Origin of the sequence: Stappia sp. WLB 29, from assembly GCF_023507705.1 — a bacterium.
Taxonomy (GTDB): domain Bacteria; phylum Pseudomonadota; class Alphaproteobacteria; order Rhizobiales; family Stappiaceae; genus Stappia.
Window position 1 is genome coordinate 1 of record NZ_JALBGD010000007.1, and the last position, 24,509, is coordinate 24,509.

Below are 24,509 nucleotides of genomic sequence, written 5' to 3' on the forward strand. Positions count from 1 at the left end.
ACCACCTCAACGATATGAGTTGATGACGAGGAGAGAGGCTGGAGCGTTAAAAAAGGGGCGCCCGGCGGACGCCCCTTTCTTGTCTTCGGACCGATGCCCGCCCTCACATGATCGAGGGCAGGAAGGTGATGATGGCGGGGAACGCCACCAGCCCGCCGATGGTCAGGATGTCGGCGACGAAGAACGGCACGCAACCGCGGAAGACTTCCTGGACGGGAATGTCGTCGCGCACGCCCGCCACCACGAAGCAGTTGAGCCCGATGGGCGGGGTGATCAGGCAGAGCTCCGCCATCTTCACCACCAGGATGCCGAACCAGATCGCGCACATTTCGCCCGACAGGCCGAAGGCGCTGTCGGCGGCGGAGACGGTCTCGCCGCCATTGAGCGCCATCACCGCCGGATAGACCACCGGCAGGGTGAGGATCAGCATGCCGATCGCATCCATGAACATGCCGAGCACCGCATAGACGCACAGGATCAAGATGAGGATCAGCCAGGGCGACATGTGCAGCGAGACGATGAACTGCTCGAACGCGTCGGGCAGGCCGGCAAAGCCGAGGAAGCGGACATAGACCAGCACGCCCCAGATCAGCGTGAAGATCATCACCGTCAACTTCGCCGTCTCGTGCAGGGCCTGCCAGAGCTGCTTGCCGCGCATGCCGTTGACGAAGGCCGAGACCAGCACAACGAAGGCGCCGAGCGCGCCGGCTTCCGTCGGCGTGGCATAGCCGTAGTAGAGCGAGCCGAAGATGATCACCACGACGGCGATGATCGGCAGCGTGCCCGGCACGGAGGCGAGGCGCTGGCCCCAGGTGAAGCCGCGCACCGGCGGGGCGTCGCCCTTCCACATCGCCATGCCGATGATGATGGCGATGTAGACGAAGGCCGAGAAGATGCCCGGCAGGAAGCCGGCGAGCAGCAGCTTGGCGACCGACTGTTCCACGAGGATGGCGTAGATCACCAGGATCGCGGAGGGCGGGATCAGCGAGGCGAGCGTGCCGCCGGCCGCAACGACCGCCGCCGACAGGCGCTTGGAATAGCCGACCTGCAGCATTTCCGGGATGGCGACGCGGGCGAAGACCGCGGCCGTTGCGACCGAGGCGCCGGAGACGGCTGCAAAGCCGGCGGTGGCGAAGACCGTGCCGACCGCCATGCCGCCGGGCAGCCAGCCGAGCCAGCGCTTGGCCGCCTCGAACAGCTGACGGGTGAAGCCGGCATAGAAGGCGAGGAAGCCGATGAGGATGAAGGTCGGCAGCACCGACAGCGAATAGGTCACCGACTTGGAATGCGGGATGGTGCCGGCCATCTTGAGGGCCGTCACCACGCCGCGCTCGAAGCCAAGGCGCATGCTGAAGATGGCGATGAGGCCGAGCGTGCCGACCAGGGCGGCAGCGAAGGCGACACGCATGCCCAGCACGACGAGGACCAGCAGCAGGCCGGTCATGATCAGTCCGATTTCGAACGGGGTCATCGCGGCGTCTCCTGCCCCTTGCCGGAGGCGTCGTCGTCGCCGAGCGCTTCCTCGATTTCATGACGGGCGACGGATTCGACGTCGGTCAGGACCGGCACGGCGACCGGCTCGGCGGACGGATCGCGCACCAGGCGCCAGTAGCCGTAGAGCTGCAGCGTCAGGCGCAGCAGCAAGAGGGACAAGGCGACGGGAATGACCAGCTTCGACGGCCAGGTGGGCAGGCCGATGTCGATGGAGCTGTCGCCGATGGTCCAGGACCGCTCGAAATGGAACCAGGAGCCGTAGATCAGCGCGGCAACGACGATCCAGATGCCGAGGATGCCGATGACCTCGGCGATCCACATGGCCCGGCCGCTCAGCTTGCCGAGGAACAGCTCCATGCGGATATGGCCGCCGACGCGCTGGCAATAGGCGATGCCCATGAAGGCGAAAACCGCCATCGCCTGCTCGGTGATGTCGATGAAGCCGGGCACCGGCCAGTTGAAGGCGTTGCGGCCGACGATCTGGACGACGGCGAGCAGCATCAGGGCGAGGATGCTGACGGCGGCGATCATGTTGAAGGCGTTCTCGACCACGCGCAGCCATCCGTCGAAGCGGATATAGGTGCCGGGCGGGCCGCTGTGGGCGGTTGGCGATGTCATGACAAGCTCCGGCCGGCCGGTCCGCAGCCGAAAGGGCTCAGCCTTCGACCGCAGGCGCAGGGCCAGCTCATGGGGTCCATGGGGCGATCAGGGGCGGCGGGCCCCACATGGGGGCGAGGGCCCGAGGGTACACGGGAGAGGCGCCGGCCGCCTCGAGCGAGACAGCCGGCGCGCATCCGCTCTATCCGCGTCAGTCGAGCTTGGACAGGGCGAGGTCCAGCAGTTCCTGGCCCGGGATGCCTTGCGCGTTCATCTTCTGCACCCAGGCGTCCCAGATCGGCTTGCCGGCCCGCTCCTTGAAGGCCTGCAGCTCTTCCTTGGGGAACTCGACCTGCTCGATCTTCATCTCTTCCAGGGTCGGGTACCACTTCTGGTACACCTTGTCGTACTCGGCGAGATAATGCTCCATCGCGCCCTCGACGGAGCTGTCCAGCGCCTCGCGGAAATTGTCCGGCAGGGCGTCGTAGGCGGCGGCGCTGACCACGACCGGGCAGCTGACGGTGCCCGGGTTCAGGTTGTTGGTCCACCAGGTGCCGGCGTCGATGGTGCGGAACGACAGGTGGGCGTGCGGGGCGAAGGACGCCGCGCGGACCGTGCCGGAATCGATGGCCTGGAAGGTCTCCGAAGCGGTGACGGTGGTCGGCACGGCGCCGATGGTGGTCATGGCCTGGCCGATGCCGCCCAGCGCGCGCACGCGCATGCCCTCGAAGTCCGACACCTTGGTCGGCGCCTCGCCCTTGCCGACGAAATTGTACTGCGGCATCGGCGAGGACATCAGCAGCTTGGCGTCCCAGCGCATCAGGTCCTTTTCGACCGCCGGGTGCTTGTAGATCGTGTTTTCCAGCTCGATCTGGGTCGGCAGGTCCGGCACACCGAGGAACGGCAGCTCGATGACCGTCAGGGTCGGGTTCTTGTCCTCGTGGTAGCCGGCGCAGATCTGCGCCATCTCGAAGGCGCCGATGGAGATGCCGTCGAGATTCTCGCGCGACTTGGACAGGGCCTCGCCATAGGCGATGTTGAGCGTGAATTCGCCGTTGGTCTTCTCGCTGACCAGCTCGGCGAGCTTCTCGATGTGCTCGGTGAAGGCGCGGCGCTTGCCCCACACGGAGACGTTCCACTCGAGCGCCATCGTCTCGGTCGCGAAGCCGAGACCGAGGATCGTCGTCGTGCCGAGCACGGCGAGCTTGCGGGAAAGGGTCATGTCAGTCCTCCCAAGATCCGGCCGGTTTCCGGCCAGATGCCAGTTTGGGCCGGGCGCCGACCTTGCGCCGCGGCCATCTCGCTATCCTCGCCCATCCTCCCTGACAGGCGATTGGCATCAGCTTAGCACGCGGCGTGCCAGATCGGCCGCAACCGTCCCGAGAGGGCAGGAACCGGGAGAGAAAAAGGCAGGGCGCAGCGCACCGCACTGCAACAGGGACGGCACCGACCGGCAAAACCTTGCCGAAAGGTTACCGGCCATCGGCAAGATCTTGCCGATCTCGGCGATCAGCTTTCGCCTACTCCCTCGCCGGTGCGGCTGAGACCGAGGCGCGCCATCTTCTCGTTAAGGGTGCGGCGGGGCAGATCGAGTTCGTCCAGCACCGGGGCGATGCGCCCGTCGTGGCGGCGCAGCGCATCGACGATGACGCGCCGCTCGTAGTCCTCCATCAGGTCGCGCAGGCGTCCGCGCGGCGCCCCTTCCGCGCCCGGAGCCGCGCCGGTGACGAGATCGCGCAGCGAAGGCGCGCCCATCGGCGCGTTGAGCACGAAACGCTCGGCGGCATTGCGCAATTCGCGGACATTGCCCGGCCACTCGTGCGCCGCCAGGAAGCCGGCATCGTCCGGCGACAGGGCGACGCCGTCGATGCCGTATTCGGCCGTGAAGCGGTTGACGAAACTGTCGAACAGCAGGCGGATGTCGCCGCCGCGCTCGCGCAGGGGCGGGATGCGGATCTCCACCGCGTTGAGCCGGTAGACGAGGTCCTGTCGCATCAGGTTCTCCGCCACCGCCTGCCGCGGATCGACATTGGCCGCGCTGATGATGCGGATGTCGACGGGCACCGCCGAGCGGCCGCCGATGCGGTCGACCTCGCGCTCCTGCAGCACGCGCAGGAGCTTGGGCTGCAGGGCGAGCGGCATGGAGGGGACTTCGTCGAGGAACAGCACGCCGCGGTCGGCCTGTTCGATCCGCCCTACCCGGCTGCGGTCGGCGCCGGTGAAGGCGCCCGCCTCGTGGCCGAAGAGCTCCGCCTCGACCATGGTCTCGGGAAGCGCCGCACAGTTGAGCGCGACGAAGGGTGCGTCGGCGCGGGGCGACAGGTCGTGCAGGGCCCGCGCCACCACTTCCTTGCCGGTGCCGGTCTCGCCGATGATCATCACCGAAGCGTCGGTGCGGGCGAAATGGCCGATCTGCTCGCGCAGGCGGACCATGGCGGCGGATTCGCCGATGAGGCGGGCGGACAACCCGCTCATGTCGCTGAGCCGGCGGCTGAGCGCGCGATTTTCCAGCACCAGCCGGCGGTGGCCGGTGGCGCGGCGGACCATCGCCGCCAGCATGTCCGGGTCGAAGGGCTTTTCGATGAAGTCGGCGGCGCCGTGGCGCATCGCCTCCACCGCCATCGGAACGTCGCCATGGCCGGTCATCAGGATCACCGGCAGGTCCGGGTCGATCTGCTTGACCCGCCGCAGCAGCTCCAACCCGCTGGCGCCGGGCAGCAGCACGTCGGAGATGACGCAGCCGGGAAAGTCCGGACCAAGGCGCGACAGCGCGGTCTCCGCATCCACCGCCTCGACCGGATCGAAGTCGGCGAGCCGCATCCACTGGCGCAGGCCTGCGCGCATCGACGGGTCGTCGTCGACAACGAGCACCGGCGTGCGCTTGTCCGCCGCGGCGTGGCGATCGCTGTCGATGGTCATGCTGTCCTGCTCCCGCCTCGCGCTCACCCGGCCCTCACTGCGCACCGGCCTCGTCGAGCAGGTACGAGGGCGCACGCGCCTCCTCCCCGCCCGGCCCTGCCGCGCCCTTGACCGGCCCGTCCCGCTCCGCTGCCAGCGGCAGCGACAGGATGAAGCAGGCACCGTCGGACGTGAGGCGCGTCCGCGTCTTCAGGGCGCCGCCGAGGTCTTCCACGATCCGCGCGGAGATCGCAAGCCCGAGGCCGAGGCCGGTCGTCGCCGGCTTGGTGGTGAAGAAGGGCTCGAAGATGCGCTCGCGCAGCGGCTCGGGAATGCCCTCGCCATTGTCGAGGATCTCGATGACGGCGCGCCCCTCCTCGATCCGCGCGCGGGCCTCGACGACGGGCGCCGCAACCCCCTGGCAGGCGTCGATGGCATTGCGCAGCAGGTTGACCAGCACCTGCTCGACGCGCAGCGGCGCGGTGTTCGCGGTCATCGGCTGCGAGGGAAGGTGCAGCTGCAGAGCGACGCCGCTTTCCTCGATGCGCGGGCGCACCAGCTTGGCGCTGGTCTTCAGGCAGTCGCGCAGGTCCACCGTCTCGATGCGCGATTCGCCGGGGCGGGCGAAGCGCTTCAGCTCCTGGGTCAGCGTTGCCATGCGGTGGCGCAGGGCGTCGATCTCGTCGAGATTTTCCGTCACCGCGGCGGCCTCGCCGCGCTGCTGGTAGAGCCGGGCGCCGGAGACGAACATACCGAGCGCGGCCAGCGGCTGGTTGAGCTCGTGGGCGACGGCGGCGGACATTTCGCCGACGGCGGCAAGGCGCCCGGCGCGGGCAAGGTCGGCCTGGGTGTCGCGCAGCTCCCGCTCGACCCGGCGCCGCTCCTCGATCTCGTCGACGAGGCGGCGGTTGAGATCGCGCAACGTCGCCGCGTCCTGGCGCAGGCCCGCGGTGACGCGCCCGAGCCTGCGGCTGCGCAGCACCAGCAGCCAGATGGCATAGAGCAGGATGAGGGTGACGGCGCCGGCCCAGACGAGGCCGCGCGGCGCCCGCACCTCGCTCATGGGAGTGAGGTAGTGGATGGTCCAGTCCAGCATGCCGACGCGCAGGCGCGACTGCCGCCAGGCGGTGCCGCCGATGACAAGGCGGGTCTGGTCCAGGGCGCCCTGCTGCAGGCTGGCGAGCCGGGCATTGCCGTATTGCCTATCGGAGCGGATCGCGGCGACGACCATGTCGTCCAGCGGGGCGATGGAGGAATAGCGCCAGTCGTCGCGGGTGCCGAGAAAGACGACGCCGTGCACGTCGGTGACCATCACCGTCTCGCCGGCCTCGCGCCAGTTGTTCTCCAGCCGCTCCATGTCGACCTTGACCACCACCACGCCCTGCACCGGCGCCCCGGCGGGCGTTGCGCGGGCGAAGAAGAAGCCGGGCTCGCCGGTGGTGGCGCCGACGGCGAAGAAGCGCCCTTCCCCACCCTCCTTCGCCTCCTGGAAATAGGGGCGGAAGGAATAGTTGTTGCCGACGAAGGAGCCGGCCGTGTCGAAATTGCTGGCCGCGACCGTGAGCCCGTCCGCATCCATCACATAAAGCGCGTCGGCGCCGGTCGTCGCCGCCAGATCCTTGAGGAACCGGTTGGCAGAGGGGGCTGCTGCCGGGTCAGACAGCACACCGACGGCGCGCGGATCGCGGGCAACGATATAGGGGAGATAGCGATGCTTCTCGAGCTCGCGCAGGATGGTCTCGCGGTAAAGGGTCAGCCGTTCGCGCGCCGCCGCATCGCTGCGCAGGCCCGATTGCACCTCGGCCCAGTCGGCGGCGAGAACCGCAAGCAGCAGCACGAGCACCGGCGGCAGGAACAAAAGCGGCCGCCGCAGGCGCGCCGGCAGCCGCCACGGGCCCCGAACCGGATTGCTCCCGACGGGATCATGCAACCTGTGCGCGCTGCCCTCCCCTTCCCCGGGCGTGGACAGCGGGGCCGCCGGGCCGTATGTCTTTGCACCTGTCATGGCCGGTTCTTGCGGTCCTGATCCAACCCTTTGGCGACATCATTGTTCTGGGAGGAACGCCGATGCAGTTTTCGTTGAGCGAGGAAGAGTATCTCATCCAGGACACGGCGCGAAAGCTCGCCGAGGACAGGATCGCCCCTCTGGCCGAGGAACTGGACCAGGGCGGCGGCCGGGAGGCCTTTCTCGCCAATCTGAAGCTGCTTGCCGAAAACGGCTTCATGGGCCTCAACATCTCGCCCGACCATGGCGGCACCGGCGCGGGCAGCGTCGCCTTCGCCATCGCAGTCGAGGAGATCGGCAGGGCCTGCGCCTCCACCGGCGTCACCGTCTCGGTCTCCAACATGGTGGCGGAAGTCATCCAGGCCGTGGGCAACGACGACCAGCGCGCGCGCTACCTGCCGCTGCTGACCGACGGCACCTATGCCGCCGGCGCCTTCTGCCTGACGGAGACGGGCGCGGGCTCCGATCCGGCCTCGATGCGCACGCGCGCCGAGCGCGACGGCGACGGCTACGTGCTGAACGGCTCCAAGCTCTACATCACCTCGGCCGAATATGCCGGCGTCTTCGTGGTGTGGGCCGTCACCGACAAGGAGGCGCCGAAGGGCAAGGGCATCAGCTGCTTCCTGGTGGAGGCCGGCACGCCGGGCCTCGTCGTCGGCAAGGCCGAGAAGAAGATGGGCCAGACCGGATCGGCGACCAACGAGGTGCATTTCGAGAATTGCCGGGTGCCAGCAAGCGCCCTTCTCGGCCGCGAAAACGACGGCTTCCGCATCGCGGTCGGCGAGCTGGCGGGCGGGCGCATCGGCATCGCCGCCCTGTCGCTGGGCATCGCCCGCGCAGCGATGGAGCGGGCCAAGGCCTATGTGAAGGAGCGCCGGCAGTTCGGCAAGGCGATCTCCGACATGCAGGGCGTGCAGTGGATGATCGCCGACCGGGAAACGGAGCTGGAAGCGGCGCGGCTGCTGATCCTGCAGGCCGCCGCGCTGAAGGACGCGGGCAAGTCCTTCGCCCGGGAAGCCTCGATGGCCAAGCTCTTCGCCTCGGAAGCGGCCCAGCGCGCCACCTATGCGGCGCTGCAGCTGCATGGCGGGGCGGGCTATATCCGCGAATACCCGCTGGAGCGGCTGGCGCGCGATGCCCGCATCACCACGATCTACGAGGGCACCTCGGAGATCCAGCGGCTGATCATCGCCCGCGAGGCACTGCGCGACCAGTAAGGCCGGCGGGCGGTCAACCGCCGAACGAAAAGGCCGGCGAGAAGCGCCGGCCTTTCCATGCACCATGTGCAGCAAGGTCAGTCGGACGGCAGGATCACCTTGTCGATGACATGGATGACGCCGTTGTCGGCCTTGATGTCGGCGGTGACCACATTGGCCCCGTCGACGGTGACGCCGCTGTCGGACTTCACCACGGTGATCGTGCGGTCGCCCTCGCCCTTCAGCGTCTCGACCTCGGTCGTGGCGGCCGGGATCTGGTCGGAGGTGATCTCCTGGCCGACCACGTGGTAGCTCAGGATCGCGGCGAGCTGGCCCTTGTTCTCCGGCTTCAGGAGGTTGTCGACCGTGCCCGCGGGAAGCGCGGCGAAGGCCTCGTCGGTCGGCGCGAAGACCGTGATCGGGCCGGGGGCGGACAGGGCTTCGACGAGACCGGCCGCCTGTGCGGCCGCAATCAGCGTGTTGAACGTGCCGGCCTGCTGGGCCGTCTCGACGATATTTGCCGCATTCGCGGTGCCGGCGGCGGCCAGGGCCGTCGCGAGAGCCGCACCCATAAAGTACTTGCGCATGATTGCCTCCGTTTCGCTTGTCATTTTCCGGGATACTGCGACACATCACATGCCGCAGGGTCCGATTGTTCTTACGCAGGCGAGCAATATCGGATGAAATACTGAGAGGATAAAATCGTCGAGGATTTAAATCTGATCCATCCTGTGCAACGATGCGTAACCGCGCGCCCTTTACGGGACACGCGCGCATGTCCGTTCCGCGCCCGAAGATTGATCCCGGTCAAGGATCGGGCGGATCGGACGTCCTAGTTTCGGCACACCCCCCGCGGCAGCCTTTCCGGCTGCAACGGCACGGTGTGAGATGGAGGGACACGATCCATGGCTATCAAGGACATCCTCACGCTGGTCGACCTGGCCGGCAAACAGCACGCGGCGCAGGTGGCGCTCGACCTGGCAACCCGCACCGGTGCGCATGCGACCGGACTGACGGTCGCTTTCGAACCGGTCGTTCCCGGCTTCATCGCCGGACCGATGCCGGCGGACTATATCGAGATCGCCCGCAACCAGGCGCTGAAGGCCGCGCAGAGCGCCGGCGAGACCTTCAGCGAAATGGCCCGCAAGGCCGGCGTCGCAGCCGAACTGCGCACCGCCGAGGTCATCACCGGCGGCTCCGCCGAGGCGGTGCTGGCCCATTGCCGGCTGACCGACCTGGTCGTCATCGGCCAGGAGAACCCGGACGCGCCGGAGCCCATGCGCGAATTGCTGATCGAGACGGTGCTGTTCGAGGCCGGCGTGCCGGTGCTGGTGGTGCCCTATATCGGCGGCAGCCTGAAGATGAAGAACGTCATGGTGGCCTGGGACGGCAGCCCCACGGCCAGCCGCGCGGTGCATGCGGCGATGCCGATGCTGCATATGGCCAAGAAGGTCACCGTGATGATCGTGGAGACCGGACGCCGCTTCACGGACGGCGAGCCCGGCTCCGACATCGCCACCTATCTCGCCCGGCACGGCCTGTCGGTCACCGTCGACGTGGTGCCGCGGCCCGGCTCCGGCGTTGCCGATGCGATCCTCAACTACGTCTCCGACCACGACGTCGACATGATCGCGATGGGCGGCTACGGCCATTCGCGCATGCGCGAGTTTCTGTTCGGCGGCGCAACGCGCGAGATCCTCGCCTCGATGACCGTGCCGGTGCTGATGGCGCACTGACCGGCCGGGCAGAGAACGTCTGCCGGCCACGAGTTGCTTTCGGGCGCGGCCCTAAGCCTGACGCCCGGAAGCGAGGCGCCGCCACATCGGGGGAAGTGGCGGCGCCTTCACACGGCCTCGGCCTTTGATTTCCCCGTCTTTCGCGCCACACTCTCCGGCAGGACCGGCCGCGCCGCCGGCCAACCCGGGTGATTGCCGATGACAATCCGCAACCTCGAAGCGCTGTTCCGCCCGACCTCGCTGGCCGTGGTCGGCCCCGACCGCTTCGGCGACGAGGTGCTCGAGCTGCTGCTGTCGCGCCTTGCCGGCGGCGGCTTTGCCGGCGATATGGCCGCGGTCGCCTGTCCGCCGAACCCGGTCGGCGGGCGCATGCGCGCTGTCGGCACCATCGCCGAGATCCCCTTCGCCCCGGACCTTGCGCTCTATCTGGGAAGCCCGGAGGACGCACCGGCCGCGGTCGCGGCCCTCGGAGCCGCCGGCACGCGCGCCGTCGCCGCCCTGTCGCCCGGCTACGACCGCTGGGACGAGGCCACCGTCGCCGCGACGCTGCAGGCCGCCCGCCCCCACACGCTGCGCCTGCTCGGCCCCGGAAGCCTCGGCATCGCCGCTCCTGCGACCGGGCTTGCCGCGCATCTGGGCGTATGCGAGGCCGGCAAGGGCGACCTTGCCTTCATCGCCCGCTCGGGCACGGTGGTGAACGCGACGCTGTCCTGGGCCAAGGCCAACGGCATCGGCTTTTCCGCCGTTGCCTCGCTCGGCCAGCGCACGGATGTCGACGTGTCGGACCTGCTCGACTGGTTCGCGCTCGACTACCGCACCCGGGCGATCCTGGTGCATCTGGAAACCATCGCCAATCCGCGCAAGTTCCTGTCGGCCGCCCGCGTCGCCGCCCGCTCCAAGCCTGTCGTCGTGCTGCGCTCCGGCGCCAGCCGCGAGCGGATCGGCGAGCGCGTCACCCATGCGGGCCGGATCGCCGTGCAGGACGCGGTCTACGATGCGGCGCTGGCGCGCGCCGGCGTGCTGCGCGTCGGCGATATCGACGAGATGTTCGAGGCAGTGGAAACGGTGAGCCGGGTGAAGCCGGTGGCCGGACGCCGCCTTGCCATCCTGGCGACCGGCGGCAGCCTGGCGACGCTGGCCGCCGACCAGCTGGAGCGGCAGGGCGGGCAGTTGGCCGACCTCGACAACGCCACGGCCGCGCAGCTCGCGCCGCTTCGCCGGCAAGGGCAGAGCCGGGCCAATCCGCTGACCCTGCACGAGACCTCGCCGCCGGCGCGCTACGGCGAGGTCGCCAAGGCGCTGCTGAAGGACCCCAATGTCGATGCGGTGCTGGCGGTGGCCGCCCCCTCCGCCTTCGTGGATCTGGAAGGCATCGCCGGCGAGCTGGCCAGGGCGCATGGCGAGACGCAATCGGGCTACGGCCGGCGCAAGCCGCTGCTGGTGGCGCTGACGGCCGGCCCGCCGCTGCCGCGCCAGCCGCTCGATGCCGCGCGCATTCCCTGCCACGGCAGCGCCTCGGAGGCGGTGCGCTCGTTCATGCATCTGGTGCGCTATGCCGAGGCACGCGAGATGCTGATGGCGGCCCCGCCCAGCCTGCCGGCCGGCTTCACCACCGACAGCGAGAGCGCGCGGCGGCTGGTGCGCCAGGCCCTCGACGAGGGGCGCACATGGCTGCACCCCGGCGAGATCTCCGAACTGCTCGCCTGCTACGGCATCAAGCAGGCGCCCGGCCGCCTTGCCGCCACGCCGCAGGAGGCCGAAATCCTGGCGCGCGATCTGTTGATGCAGGCCGAGCGGCTGGCGCTGAAACTGGTCTCGCCGCAGCTGCCGTTCAAGTCGGACGTGGGCGGCGTGGTGCTCGACCTCGCCTCGCCGGAGGCGGTGCGGATCGCCGCCGCGACGCTGCTGGAGCGGATCGGCACGGCGCATCCGACAGCCGAAATCACCGGCATTCTGCTGCAGCCGATGGTGCGCTCGGCCAGCGGCACGGAGATCTTCATCGGCCTTGCCGACGATCCGGGCTTCGGGCCGGTGCTGCTGTTCGGCCATGGCGGCACGGGCGTCGAGGTGATGGGCGACGTGGCGCTGGCCCTGCCGCCGCTCGACCTCAACCTTGCCCAGGCCTTGATCCGCCAGACGCGGGTGAGCCGGCTGCTCGCCGGCTTCCGCAACCGCCCGGCCGCCGATCTCGACGCCATCGCCCTCACCCTGGTCAAGGTCGCGCAGATCGCCGTCGACCTGCCGGAGGTGCGCGAGCTCGATCTCAACCCCCTGGTCGCCGATGCCCGCGGCGTCACCGCGCTGGACGCGCGGATCGCCCTGCGCGAGCCGGAAGTGCATCGCGGCCGCCACCCGACCTCGCGGCTCGCCATCGCCCCCTATCCGAAGGAGTGGGAAAAGCAGCTGCAGCTCAAGGACGGCAGCACCGTCGACATCCGTCCGGTGCGGCCGGAGGACGAGGAGCGCTATCGCCGCTTCTTCGAGAAAGTGTCGCCGCACGACCTGCGGCTGCGCTTCTTCGCGCCGGTCAAGGAGTTCAACCACGCCTTCATGCAGCGGCTGGTGCAGCTCGACTATTCGCGCGCCATGGCCTTTGCCGCGCTGACGCCGGGCACGGACGAGATCCTCGGCGTCGTGCGCCTGCATGCCGACCCGGACCACCGGACCGGCGAATACGCCATCATCGTCCAGTCGGACCTGAAGGGGCGCGGCCTCGGCTGGGCCTTGATGCAGCTGATCATCGACTATGCGCGCTCGGACGGCATCGAGACGATCACCGGCGAGGTGCTGAAGGAAAACACCACCATGCTGGCGATGTGCACCGCGCTCGGTTTCACCGTGAAATCGTCCGTCGACGACGACGCCATCGCCAAGGTGACGCTGCCGGTCGCCTCGGCCAGCGAGGGAAGCCGGGATCCCGCCTGAGGCGGGCCTCGACGGGTCAGCCGGCGCGGATCTGGCTCAAGCTGCGCACCGGGGTGATCGCCTCCGGGTCGAGCTTGAGATGCAGCAGGGCCGGCCCGCCGGATGCGGCAGCCCGCTCGAAGGCCGGACCGAACTCGTCCGCCGTCAGCACCGTTTCCGCATGGGCGCCATAGGCGCGGGCCAGCGCCGCGAAGTCCGGATTGACCAGGGTGGTCGCCGAGACGCGGCCCGGGAACTCGCGCTCCTGATGCATGCGGATGGTGCCGTACATGCCGTTGTCGACCACGACGACGATGATCGCCGACCCATCCTGCACCGCCGTGCCGAACTCCTGCATGGTCATCTGCAGGCAGCCGTCGCCGGCAAAGCAAACGACGCGGCGGCCGGGCGAATGCAGGCCGGCGGCGACGGCGGCCGGAAGGCCGTAGCCCATCGAGCCGCTGGTCGGGGCGAGCTGCGTGTTGTTGCGGCGGAAGCGGTGGAAGCGATGCACCCAGGTGGCGTAGTTGCCGGCGCCATTGGTCAGCACCGCGTCTTCCGGCAGGTTCTCTTCCAGCCAGTCCATCACCTGCGCCATCTGCAGGGCGCCCGGCACCTTGGGCCGCGCACCCGACCAGGCGAGATAGTCCTTGTGCGCCTCGTCGGCCCGGCCCGACCAGGCGATCTCGTTCGGCGGCTGCAGGCCCTCCAGCGCGGCGCAGAAACCGATCGGGGTCGCATGGATCGCGAGATCAGGAAGATAGACGCGGCCGAGTTCCTCGGCGCCCGCATGCACATGCACCAGCGCCTGGCGCGGCGAGGGAATGTCGAGCAGCTCGTAGGACTGGCTCGGCATTTCCGACATGCGCCCGCCGACGAGCAGCAGCAGGTCCGCCTCCCTCACCCGCTCGGCCAGCGCCGGGTTGATGCCGATACCGACATCCCCGGCATAGTTGGGATGCAGGTTGTCGAACAGCATCTGCCGGCGGAAGGAGCAGGCGACCGGCAGGCGGAAGCGCTCGGCAAAGCGGGCGAAGGCCGCACGCGCGGCATCGTTCCAGCGGCTGCCGCCGAGAATGGCGAGCGGCCGGCGGGCCGCCCACAGGCGCTTTTGCAGCTCCGCCATCTGGGCGAGCGAAGGATGCGTCTCGACCGGACGGAAGGGCGGCAGTTCCATCACCTCGGCGGTGCGGGCGAGCGTGTCCTCCGGGAGGGCGAGAACCACCGGGCCGGGCCGCCCGGACGTGGCCACATGATAGGCGCGCGACAGCATCTCGGGGATGCGGGCCGGGTCCTCGATCTCGGCCACCCACTTGGCGATGCCGCCGAACATCTGGCGGTAGTCAACCTCCTGGAAGGCGTCGCGGCCGCGCATGCCGGTCTCGATCTGGCCGACGAAGAGGATCATCGGCGTCGAATCCTGCTGGGCGACATGCAGGCCGGCAGCGGCATTGGTGGCGCCGGGGCCACGGGTGACCATGCAGATGCCGGGCCGGCCGGTCAGTTTGCCCCAGGCCTCGGCCATCATCGCCGCACCGCCTTCCTGGCGGCAGACAGTGACGGGGATGGAGGCGTCATGCAGCGCGTCGAGCACCGGCAGATAGCTCTCGCCCGGCACGCAGAAGACGCGACCCGCGCCGAGCTGCTCCAGCGCCTTGACCAGCAAAAATCCGCCCGTACCGGAGATCCGGCGCGCCTCGTTCCCGTGCATGTGGTTCCATCCCAATCCGTGTGTCGCTGCCTGCCGGTATACCTGCCGGTAGCCCTGCGCGCAAAGGCACGAGTGTCGGCACCTCATTCCGAAACGGAATGAGTCTTCCTCCGGAGGGAAGGCTCACACGTCCTGGACGGTCACCACCTGGAAGGTGTGCAGGTCGCCGTCCTCGTCGCGGATGGAGACGTATTCGCCGGGCACGAAGGCGTGGGCGGCGAAACGATAGCCCGCCTCGTCGTCCTCGTCGCCGCCGATATCGTAGCGGAAGGCCCAGGAGCCGCCCGGCCGATGCAGGAGGTGGCCGATGTCCTCTTCCTCGTCCGCCCAGAACCGGCGCACGCGGCAGGCGTCGCGATGCACCTTCCACTGCGCCGCGTCGATATGGCCGTCCTCACCCAGAGGCGCGACGAACTCATAGCCGTGACGGGCCGAGCCGCTGGGAAAATCGTGAGTGCGGGCGAGATTGAGCCGGATCTTCTTCAAACCGGAATGAGCGGTCATCTGAGCTTGCTCCCGTTGCGCCGGCATTTCGTGCCGGCATGTGTTGCCGTTTCGCCTCCAGTTTGCCCGAATGGAGACTTGCGACAATGAGCGAAATCAAGCTGGGAGCAGGGTCACACCGGCCGTCGGAGACAGGAACAACTGCTCGGGCCGCTACCCGGAGAGACAAAGGGGCGGGGCCGTTGCCGGCCCTGTATCCCCTGAGACAAAAGGGGCGGGGCCGTTGCCGGCCCCGCCCGGGGTCAAACGCGAAGTGCCTGGGAGGGGGGAGGCCCCCGCGTCGAACCCTGACCCGATGCTGTCAGACCGCGATGGCCCGCAGCGGCAGAGCCTCGACCGGAGCGACCCGGCGCTCGGCCGCCTGGCGACGGCGGCGGACGCCCTGATAGGCGAGGCTGTGGTGGAACTCGCAATAGGAGCGGCCGTTGTCGGCCTCGTGGCTGCAGAAGTGGAAGTCGGCATCCGCCGGATCGCCGATCGGCCACTTGCAAGTGCGGCTGGTCAGCGTCATCAGCGTGACGCGGTCACCCTGCTGCGCCTGGAGAGCGGCGTCGAAGCCGAGGCCGAGGCCGCGCTGGAACTGCTTCTCCATGATGCTTTCGCGCGGGGCCGGCTTGGCGCCGACCAGGGCGAGCGAGGGCTTGCCGCGCTGGATCCGCGGCTTGGGACGATGGCTGGTGGCGGGCGAACGCTTGGGCAACCCCATGCGATGCGCCTTGCCGATCACCGCATTGCGGGTGATGCCTGCCATCACATAGGCGATCTGGCTGGCGCTGAGGCCCTGCAGCCAAAGCTTCCTGAGCAGATCTTCGCGTTCCTGAGTCCAAGCCATGTTCAGCCCCGCTTTCCTGTCTTCAACAACCTGGTGCGGACACGCAGGTTTCCTGTCCCGCCGGAGCCCCTTTCGGGTGCCGACAGCTGCCAACATCTTGATTTTCCGGTAGCGACTCCCATCGCCGCGACGAGCTTTCCGAGCGTTCCCGCCCCGCGGCCCTGCTACTCGATGAACCTGTCAACGAGTATGCGTATTGTATAGTTAACAATACCTTAACGCGTCAATTGAATGAGATTTCCATTCTGAATTTTACTTTTTATTCTCAAGTATTATTGAATTAATCGACTTAACAACAATATCTATTACATCTTTCTGGAATTTTCTGCTTATTTCCTCTTTGTGCTGGCCAGGGTGGGCAAAGTCCATCTGATCAGAGATAGAAAAAACAAGCTTCTGGTTTTCTTTTCGCATTTTCAGGATGCCGTCGGCACACATTTTGTCGATCTTTCTACGTACTGTCGAGTATGGAATGTCCGTTTCCTCAGAGATAGTTTCAATATCCGCTTCGATACGGTTCGCATTTGCGATGGATATCGTGGTAATTATCATCAGATTTCCAAGGTCTTTTACTTCATATTCCTCCATGAACCGGAACATGAGGCTGAAAAACATCTCGTAAAGACGGAGGATCCGGTGCGCCTGAGTCGGGAGTTCATCATCCTGACGCGACATGAGGGTCCTCCCTGTGTTGCTCATTCGTCATTTTGACGAAACTGGCCCGTTTGCAGCGGCGATTCCCGGCAGTTCAAGAGGCAAGGCGCGACCGCAGCGACCAATCCCCTGGGTAATTTGTGCAATTCGTCAGATTTTCCACAAATTTTAACCACAAAGGCCTTGCGCCGGTTCAATCGTTGGCAATGTCGAAAACCATCGTCATGACGGCTCTGACCATGTCGACGCTCATGTCCGGCGGCGCTCCGTTGCGCTCACCGGCCTCGGCCGACCATAGGTAAACTACTGACTTGCCTCGCCGTTCCTTGGCGATGCGGCCGCTGTCCAAATAGGGCTTGAGGCGACGCTCGATGGTCGAGCGCGAGGATTCGAGTTTCTCGGCGAGGAGTTCGGCATCCATCGGCGCACCGCGCAGGTCGGCGATCGCAACGAGCACCAGCATCAGGACATCGGACATGTCGTGCACGCCGAGACGCTCGCTGATCTGCAGCGTCAGGTCGTAGTAGGTCTCGAGCAGCCGACGCATCCGATACGCGGTCGCATCGCCGGCACGACCGGTCTGTCCGGTGTCCTCTGCCATTTCCCCCAATCCGCCTGCGTGCCTGATTGTTCCGGCGGCTCCCCGTGACAAGGTGCCTCAAGATACAGGAGGGAGGCAAGGAAAGTCAGACAGGCGCGGGGGAGCGCGCCATCATGATGCGCGGCGGCGGCAGGGCCGGCCCGTCACTGGCAAGGGATGCAGGAATGAGATGAGGGGGAGAGGCGAATGGTACAGACGGTTGGAGTTGAACCAACGACCTTCGGAGCCACAATCCGACGCTCTAACCAACTGAGCTACGTCTGCACGTCAATTCGGTGGCGGAACCTAGTTTGAAATGACGGTGATTGCAAGAGGCGCAAACCGCCTTTCCGCCCGTTCGTCCACAGGCCGGCATCGCGCCGGGCAATAGCCCTGCCACGACGCAAAGAGCCCGGACCTTGCGGCCCGGGCTCTATGTCTGTTCCGGTCGAAGACCGGAGGCGGATCAGGCCGCCTTGAAGTCCTTGGACGCCTTCTCGACGGCACCCTTGAACGTCTCGTTCATCTCGCCGGCCAGCTTGGTGGACAGCTCCTGCATGTCCTTGGCCTGGGCGCCGAACGCATCGAACTGGGCGCGGGCGAAGGAGGTCTGCAGCTCGATCGCCTCGGCCAGGGTCTTGACCTCGAACAGGTCCTTGACGAACTGGAACGTGGCATCGGTGTTGGTGCGGGCCGCGTCGACAGCCTTGTGGTTGAAGTCCAGCACGCCGCGGCGGGTGGTCTCGAAACCGTCCTCGAGAAGGTCGGTCGCGTCCTCGGCAGCGGTCTTGAGCTTGGCATAGGCCTCACGGGCCTGCTCGATGCTCTTCTCGGCCATCTCGCGGGTCACGGCAGGAATTTCCATCTTCGGCATGGTGAAAGCCTCGAAGTTCGGGAAAGCGGAAACGGTCGCTTCGGCGGCCTTGGCGGTCTTGGCACGCGGCGCCTTCGGCGCCGCAGCAGCGGTCTTGGTCTCGGTCATGGTATGCTCCTTTGGCAGTTCGCTCGCCCTGGGGCGGGCCTGCCTTGCGGGGAAAGCCTGCGACCTGAACGCCAGATGCGCTGGTCGCCATCTACAGGTTTCTATATAGCAAGGATTATTGTGCATTGCAACATAACTATTGCATCGCACAATGCACGGGCCGCGCAGCAGCCATGCATTCGCGCGCCCTCTGCGCCGCGAGCGACAACCTGACTTTCAAGATCTGAAGGCGGGAGAAAGCGGCGCCCGGACCGAAAGCGAAGCCGGGCGCCGGCCGATGCCTCAGTCGCGGGTCTTGCGCGCGACGTCCTGTGCGGTGCGGGCGGCCTTGTCGCCGAGTTCGCGCACCTGCTCGCCGAGCGCTTCCATCTGCTTCTTCAGATATTCGCTTTGCAGCTGCATCATCTCCTGCGGATCCTTGGCACGGACCATCTTCTGGGCGAGATCGAAGGCCGCGGAGACGTGCTCCTCGGTATATTCGAGCGCGGTGCGGCCCATGTCGTTGGCGCTGGCCTTGACGGTCTGGGCGGTTTCTTCCGCACTGCCCACCGCCTTGCGGGTCGCCGACATGTATTCGTCGAAGGCCTTGCGGGCCTGATCGACGCTCTGGTCGGCGAAGTCGCGCATCTGCTCGGGGATTTCAAAGCCTGTCTTGCCGCTTTTCGTCACGATGCCTCTCCTTCGCACTGATCTGATTGACGCTGATCCGACCCCAAAGGCCCGACGGGGCCCGGCCCGCTGCCGGCACGCGAAACCCGCAATGCCTGCAACGCATGCGATCTTAGAGGAAATCCGACCTGGAGGAAATCGGCCGAATGGGAGTCCCGGACGCGAGCAAGGCCTTTCAAAGTCATATCGGCGCCCCACATCCGGATTAACCACAGTTCAAGAGAAACCGGCCATTTACAGTGGCTGACGTGGACGACTCGGATGCGAAACGATATTTACTGTTTGTTTACCGCGTCGGATTTCGAAAGCTCGGCGTAGTCTCGAGTACCTGTCGACAAAGGCCCGAAGAAACAGGACCTTGCCGGTGCCTCCCCGACCCGGAGGCTCGGATGCGGCGGTCGAGAAGCCGGGAAGGCTGCAATGGCGGAGTGAGCATGCCCATGAACAGCCAGTTGAGCACCTTCATGGCGTTGAGCGGCCTGGCGGCCGCCAGCAGCCATCTGACGGATGCGCGCCCGGCCTGGATCTGGGCCGAGGACGGCAAGACGCTGCTGTGGGCGAACCCGGCAGGCGCGGCCTTTTTCGGCGTCGGCACCCTTGCGGCCCTGTCCGAACTCTCCGGCCTCGGCCGCGCCCCGGCGCGCCCGCACATCGCGCGGGTGGCCGCCAGCGGGTCGACAGAGCGCGACACGATCGACCGCCTGCGCTTCTATCGCGGCCTCCGGGTGATGCTGCTGACCTGCACCTGCCGGCGGCTCGACCTGCCGAACGGGTCCAGCGGCGCGCTCATCGTCGCGCTGGACGCCCCGGCCAATCCGGGCGACGGCGAGGAGACCGCGCTTGTCGACTTCCTGGCCGGCGAGGACCGTGTCGCCGTACTCTACCAGCGGGACGGAAGTCTGCGGACCAGCGTCAGCGACCTCGACCTGCCCGACAGCGACAGCGTGCGGGCGGCCCTGCGCCAGGCCAAGCACGCGCCGCTGCGCCGTGCGTTCGCCTTCGGCGAACAGCTGCACGAGGCGGCGGTGCTGACGCTGGACAGCGGCTCGGTGCTGATGGTGGCGGAGGCGAGCGGGCGCCCGCTCGCCGAGGACGCTGCCCCGGCGATCGCGCCCGATCTGGGCGAAGCCGCAGAGCCGGCGGACATTGCGGCGCCGACAAGCCCTGCGGCAGATGCCGAGGCGCCGGCGCCCGCAATCCCTCCGCGCAGCCGCCTCAGCATGGGCGGCCTCTATGCCTTTGCCAGCGGCACGCGGTTTCTTTCGGCAGGCCCGACGACCGAGGCGGCAGAACCGGCTGCGCCGATCTCACGCGCGGATGCCGCACCACAGGACACCGGGGCGAGCACCAAGGCCCTGCTTGCGCATGACGACATCGCCGACGACCTCCATGAAGCCGACCTGCCGGCCGTGATGGCGCCCGAGATGCGGGAGACCGCAGAGATTCTGGCGTCCGAGGACGAGGCGCCCGCTGGCGGAACCGGCGACGAGGAAACCGGCGAAGAAGAAGCCGGGGGCCTCGAGACGACCGAGACGCTGGTCGCAGCAGCGCAAGCGGTCGCGACCACCGACGCGGCGCCGGAAGAGATCCTTGCCGAGACCACTACCCAGGAGGCGACCGGGACGGATGTGGACGCCCTGCCCTCGCCCGCCCAGGAGACGGTTGCGGAGGACGCGGCGAGTGTCGAGGCGGAAGCCGAGGCCGGCACCTTCGGCGAGGACGCGGACGAGGCTACCGACGAAGTGCTCTCCGATGAGACGCCCGTCGCCGGTGCATCGGGCTTTGCCTTCGAGGCGCGCGAGCGGCCCGTCCGCTTTGCCTGGAAAATGGATGTCGAGCGGCGCTTCACCTTCATTTCGCCCGAGTTTGCCGAGGCGCTCGGCCCGCAGGCGGCCGATGTGGTCGGCCTCAGCTGGGAAGAGGTGGCCGAACGGTTCGATCTCGACCGGGACGGCCGCGTTGCGGCGGCCCTGCGCCGGCGCGACACCTGGAGCGGGCGCACCGTCGACTGGCCGGTCAGCGGCGCGGCCCTGCGCGTGCCTGTCGACATGGCCGCGCTGCCGGCCTTCGACCGCCAGCGGGTGTTCGAGGGCTTCCGAGGGTTCGGCGTGTGCCGGACCGGCGAGGCGTCCGAGGATGCGGCGGCGACCGGCCTTGCGCTGGTGCTGCGCGAGGACGCGGCCGCAGAGCCTGAGGACAGCGCGGCCGAACAGGACCCTGGCGACGATGCCGGTACACCCGCACCGGAGGCAGCGCCGGGCACGGATGCAGAGACCGGCACAGAGGTTGCCGAAGCCGGCGAGGCCCTGGGCACGGGCGCAGACGACACGCCGGCGCTTGCCGCCATGCTGGGCTCGGATCCGGAAGACCAGGCCGTCGAGCCGGCGCCGCGGGAACTGACCGCCGACGTCGCCGACCTGCTGGATCTGCCGGGTGCGCGGGAGATCGACGACATCTTTGCCGCCGACGCGGCAGACGCGGAAGAGAGAGAAGAAGAGGAAGCCGCCTCGCCGGCCGAAAGCGGCACTGCGAGCGACACCGGAAGCGACAGCATCGAGGCGAGCACGCAGGAGGTGCCCGCCGCCCAGGCCGATGCGCCGCCGAAGGTCCTTACCGAGGCCGGCCTTTCGCCGACCGGGGACGACGATACGGGCGCGGATGATCTGGACGAGGACGATCTGGTCGGGGACGTTGGCGCGGACGACGAGGCCGGGACGGAACCCGAGGCGGTCGACGCAGAGCCCGCCGCACCGTCGCAAGCCGGCCTGCTGCCGCTGATCGAGCCGCAGGCGCCGGTGCACACGCCCGACACCCGCACGCCCGTGCAGGAGGCGCCGGTTCAGCGCCGCGACGAAGAACTCGACACCTCGCGCCTGTCGAAGCCCGAGCGCGAAGCCTTCCGCAAGATCGCCGAGGCGCTCGGCGCGCGCAGCGAGTTGGACGATGGGGCCGCTGCCACGCCGACCCGCACCATCGCTCCGGCGGCGGACACGCCTGCGAAGGACGCGGTAACGGGCACGCAACCCGCAGGGTCCGAACCGGCGGAGCCCGTCTCGCCGCAGACTGCCGACACTGTCGGCGGGCGCGAGGCCTCAAACGTTGCGAGCCTCGGCATCATCCCGCGGATGCAGGCGCCGGCTGCGCCGCGTGCCGCCCGCACCAGCCTGCTCGACAAGCTGCCGGTCGGCGTCGCGATCATCGCCGGCGAGGATGTCGACTATGCCAACGCGACGCTGCTCGACCTGCTCGGCTATGCCGATCTCGATACGCTGAAATCCGTCGGCGGGCTGGACGCGGTCTTCGCCGAGCCGGAGGACTGGCCGAGCGCCCTGCCCGGCGCGATGACCGAACGGACCATGCGCATCCGGCTTTCCGACGGCGGCACCAAGCCGGTGAAGGCGCGCCTGCACACCGTGCCGTGGAAGGAGGGCACGGCGCTGATGATGTCGCTGCTCGACCGGCACGACCCGGCGCAGGAAGCCGCGCTCGACCGCCTGCACGAGGCGCAGTCGGCGCTGGCGCTGGCCGAGGAGCACCTGGCCGAGATGGATGCGGTGCTGGAAACCGCGACGGACGGGGTACTGATCCTCGACGAGGGCGGCCGCATCGTGAAGGTGAACCGCTCGGCCGAGGCGCTGTTCGACGGCGCGCGCGAGGAGATGGTCGGCGCGCCGCTGACCGACTTCCTGGCCCCGGAAAGCCACCGGGACGCCAACGACTATCTGGACGGGCTCGCCCGCAACGGCGTCGCCAGCGTGCTGAACGACGGGCGCGAGGTGATCGGCCAGTTACGCTCCGGCGGACTGATCCCGCTGTTCATGACCATCGGCCGGGTCGGCCACGGCTCGGAAGGGCCGCGCTTCTGCACGGTGCTGCGCGACATCACCCAGTGGAAGACGGCCGAGGAGGAACTGACCGACGCGAAACGCCAGGCGGAAAACGCCAGCTCGCAGAAGTCCGATTTCCTCGCCAAGATCAGCCACGAGATCCGCACGCCGCTCAACGCGATCATCGGCTTTTCGGAAGTGATGATGGAAGAGCGCTTCGGCCCGGTCGGCAACGACCGCTACAAGGGCTACCTGCGCGACATCCACAATTCCGGCTCGCATATCATGAGCCTGATCAACGACCTGCTCGACCTGTCGAAGATCGAGGCGGGCAAGCTGGACCTGACCTTCGAGGCGGTGTCGGCCAACGACATCATCCGCGAATGCGTCGCCCTGATGCAGCCGCAGGCCAACCGGGAGCGGGTGATCATCCGCGCCAGCCTGCCGACCTCGGTGCCGAAGATCGTCGCCGACGGCCGGTCGGTGCGCCAGATCGTGCTGAACCTTCTGTCCAACGCCATCAAGTTCAACCAGCCGGGAGGCCAGGTGATCGTCTCGACGGCGCTGGAGGATACGGGCGAAGTGATCCTGCGGGTGCGCGACACGGGCATGGGTATGAGCCACCAGGACCTCGCCGCGGCGATGGAGCCGTTCCGCCAGCTGCACACCGCCCGCCACGGCGGCGGCACCGGGCTCGGCCTGCCGCTGACCAAGGCGCTGGTGGAGGCGAACCGGGCGAGCTTCCGCATCGACTCGGAAGTCAACCACGGCACCCTGGTGGAAGTCACCTTCCCGCCGCAGCGCGTGCTGGCCGAGTAGCCGGCACGCCGATAGTTTCCGGATTCGCCATGCTCACGCTTGCCGCCATCGAGGATGCCGCCGAGACCGTCTACCGGTCGATGCGCCCGACCCCGCAATATGCCTGGCCGCTGCTGGCGGACGCGGTGGGACGGAAGGTCTGGGTCAAGCACGAGAACCACACGCCGACGGGCGCCTTCAAGGTGCGCGGCGGGTTGGTGATCGCAAGCTGCATCGCCCGCAACTCCCCCGCCGGCACCGGCATCATCTCCGCCACCCGCGGCAATCACGGGCAGAGCCTTGCCTTCGCCTCGGCCCGCAACGGGCTGGCCTGCACCATCGTCGTGCCGCACGGCAATTCGGCCGAGAAGAATGCCGCGATGCGCGCCTTCGGGGCGGAGCTGGTGGAGGCAGGCAGCGACTTCGACGAGGCCAAGCAGCATGCGATGGCGCTGGCGGACGAGCGCGGCCTGCTGATGGTGCCGAGCTTCCATCCCGACCTGGTGCGCGGCGTCGCCACCTACGCGATGGAGTTCTTCCGGGCGGCCGACGATCTCGACGTCGTCTATGTGCCGATCGGCCTCGGCTCCGGCATCTGCGGCATGATTTCGGCACGCAACCTGCTGGGCCGGCGCACGCGCATCGTCGGCGTCGTCTCCGACAAGGCCGATGCCTATGCGCTGTCGCTGGAGAGCGGCCAACGGGTCGAGACGGCGAGCGCCGTCACCTTCGCCGACGGCATGGCGGTACGCGGGCCGGACGAGACCGCGCTGGCGGTCATCCGCGCCGGCGTCGACGACATCCTGCGCGTCGGCGACGAGGCGATCGCCGAGGCCGTGCGCCTGCTCTACCGCACCACGCACTCCGTTGCGGAAGGTTCGGGCGCGGCCGCCCTTGCCGCATTGCTGCAGGACCAAAGGCGCGGCGAGGTCGCCGGCATCGTGCTGAGCGGGCAGAACATCGACACCGCGTGGATGGCCGAGATCCTATCGGGCGGCACCCCGGCGCCGTAAAATATCCGGCCCGACTTTCTGCTGAGAGGGAGAAAAGTTGGCCAACGCACTCAGCTTAACTTAGAATAATTCTAAACTATTGATTTTTCAAGCGATTATTCTTGACACC

18 protein-coding genes and 1 tRNA gene are annotated in these 24,509 nt (G+C 67.9%); 5 read left to right on the top strand and 14 right to left on the bottom strand.

The genetic code is table 11. The features are described 5' to 3' along the window. Positions 1-103: 103 nt before the first annotated feature. The 5 genes from MNI96_RS13965 to MNI96_RS13985 all read right to left on the bottom strand — a co-directional run bounded on the left by MNI96_RS13965 (position 104) and on the right by MNI96_RS13985 (position 6,847). A complete protein-coding gene (locus MNI96_RS13965; RefSeq protein ID WP_249694134.1) occupies positions 104-1,471 on the bottom strand; it encodes a TRAP transporter large permease in 1,368 nt (455 codons plus the stop codon). Beyond that, positions 1,468-2,112, bottom strand: coding sequence for a TRAP transporter small permease subunit (locus MNI96_RS13970; protein WP_249694136.1), 645 nt, complete (start codon positions 2,110-2,112; stop codon positions 1,468-1,470). Before MNI96_RS13970 ends, MNI96_RS13965 begins: the two co-directional genes overlap by 4 nt. A 190-nt stretch (positions 2,113-2,302) precedes the next feature. Beyond that, on the bottom strand, positions 2,303-3,313 hold the full coding sequence (gene dctP / locus MNI96_RS13975; RefSeq protein WP_249694138.1) for a TRAP transporter substrate-binding protein DctP: 1,011 nt from the start codon (positions 3,311-3,313) through the stop codon (positions 2,303-2,305). Positions 3,314-3,600: 287 nt separating this feature from the next. Continuing rightward, positions 3,601-5,010 (bottom strand): sigma-54-dependent transcriptional regulator, encoded by a 1,410-nt coding sequence (locus MNI96_RS13980; RefSeq protein WP_249694140.1) that lies wholly within the window; start codon positions 5,008-5,010, stop codon positions 3,601-3,603. A 34-nt stretch (positions 5,011-5,044) separates the two neighbouring features. Then, positions 5,045-6,847, bottom strand: a complete 1,803-nt coding sequence (locus MNI96_RS13985; protein WP_249694142.1) for a sensor histidine kinase — start codon at positions 6,845-6,847, stop codon at positions 5,045-5,047. Positions 6,848-7,056: 209 nt separating this feature from the next. Here MNI96_RS13985 and MNI96_RS13990 point away from each other — a divergent pair, with 209 nt between their 5' ends. After that, complete coding sequence (locus MNI96_RS13990; protein ID WP_249694145.1) at positions 7,057-8,211, top strand: acyl-CoA dehydrogenase family protein; 1,155 nt, start codon at positions 7,057-7,059, stop codon at positions 8,209-8,211. 77 nt (positions 8,212-8,288) lie between these two features. Here the strand turns inward: MNI96_RS13990 and MNI96_RS13995 are convergent, their stop codons facing one another. Then, entirely contained in the window at positions 8,289-8,777 is a 489-nt protein-coding gene (locus MNI96_RS13995) for a fasciclin domain-containing protein (RefSeq protein ID WP_249694147.1), read from the bottom strand. A 318-nt stretch (positions 8,778-9,095) separates the two neighbouring features. On the opposite strand from MNI96_RS13995, the gene MNI96_RS14000 reads away from it, so the two are divergent. Then, positions 9,096-9,926: a universal stress protein gene (locus MNI96_RS14000; RefSeq protein ID WP_249694148.1), complete on the top strand. Its 831-nt coding sequence runs from the start codon at positions 9,096-9,098 to the stop codon at positions 9,924-9,926. Positions 9,927-10,124: 198 nt separating this feature from the next. Continuing rightward, positions 10,125-12,851, top strand: coding sequence for a bifunctional acetate--CoA ligase family protein/GNAT family N-acetyltransferase (locus MNI96_RS14005; protein WP_249694150.1), 2,727 nt, complete (start codon positions 10,125-10,127; stop codon positions 12,849-12,851). Between the two features lie 16 nt (positions 12,852-12,867). Here the strand turns inward: MNI96_RS14005 and MNI96_RS14010 are convergent, their stop codons facing one another. The 8 genes from MNI96_RS14010 to MNI96_RS14045 all read right to left on the bottom strand — a co-directional run bounded on the left by MNI96_RS14010 (position 12,868) and on the right by MNI96_RS14045 (position 18,762). Next, the gene (locus MNI96_RS14010; protein ID WP_249694152.1) at positions 12,868-14,541 is read right to left on the bottom strand and encodes a thiamine pyrophosphate-binding protein; all 1,674 of its coding nucleotides are present in this window, start codon (positions 14,539-14,541) and stop codon (positions 12,868-12,870) included. Positions 14,542-14,664: 123 nt separating this feature from the next. Further along, on the bottom strand, positions 14,665-15,045 hold the full coding sequence (locus tag MNI96_RS14015; protein ID WP_249694154.1) for a hypothetical protein: 381 nt from the start codon (positions 15,043-15,045) through the stop codon (positions 14,665-14,667). A 301-nt stretch (positions 15,046-15,346) separates the two neighbouring features. After that, positions 15,347-15,877 (bottom strand): GcrA family cell cycle regulator, encoded by a 531-nt coding sequence (locus MNI96_RS14020; RefSeq protein ID WP_249694156.1) that lies wholly within the window; start codon positions 15,875-15,877, stop codon positions 15,347-15,349. Between the two features lie 252 nt (positions 15,878-16,129). Next, positions 16,130-16,552 carry a helix-turn-helix domain-containing protein gene (locus MNI96_RS14025; protein ID WP_249694158.1) on the bottom strand — a complete coding sequence of 141 codons (423 nt, stop codon included), beginning with the start codon at positions 16,550-16,552 and terminating at the stop codon, positions 16,130-16,132. 172 nt (positions 16,553-16,724) lie between these two features. Continuing rightward, on the bottom strand, positions 16,725-17,132 hold the full coding sequence (locus tag MNI96_RS14030; protein ID WP_249694160.1) for a hypothetical protein: 408 nt from the start codon (positions 17,130-17,132) through the stop codon (positions 16,725-16,727). A 187-nt stretch (positions 17,133-17,319) separates the two neighbouring features. After that, positions 17,320-17,396: transfer RNA gene (locus tag MNI96_RS14035), tRNA-His, on the bottom strand. Positions 17,397-17,577: 181 nt separating this feature from the next. Next, on the bottom strand, positions 17,578-18,093 hold the full coding sequence (locus MNI96_RS14040) for a phasin (protein ID WP_249694162.1): 516 nt from the start codon (positions 18,091-18,093) through the stop codon (positions 17,578-17,580). A 282-nt stretch (positions 18,094-18,375) separates the two neighbouring features. Further along, positions 18,376-18,762 (bottom strand): phasin, encoded by a 387-nt coding sequence (locus MNI96_RS14045; protein WP_228187052.1) that lies wholly within the window; start codon positions 18,760-18,762, stop codon positions 18,376-18,378. 434 nt (positions 18,763-19,196) lie between these two features. Between MNI96_RS14045 and MNI96_RS14050 the strand changes: the two genes are divergently transcribed. Together MNI96_RS14050 and MNI96_RS14055 are read left to right on the top strand one after the other, a co-directional pair. Continuing rightward, entirely contained in the window at positions 19,197-23,408 is a 4,212-nt protein-coding gene (locus tag MNI96_RS14050; protein ID WP_249694164.1) for a sensor histidine kinase, read from the top strand. Positions 23,409-23,437: 29 nt separating this feature from the next. Beyond that, entirely contained in the window at positions 23,438-24,400 is a 963-nt protein-coding gene (locus tag MNI96_RS14055; protein WP_249694165.1) for a threonine dehydratase, read from the top strand. Positions 24,401-24,509 lie beyond the last annotated feature (109 nt).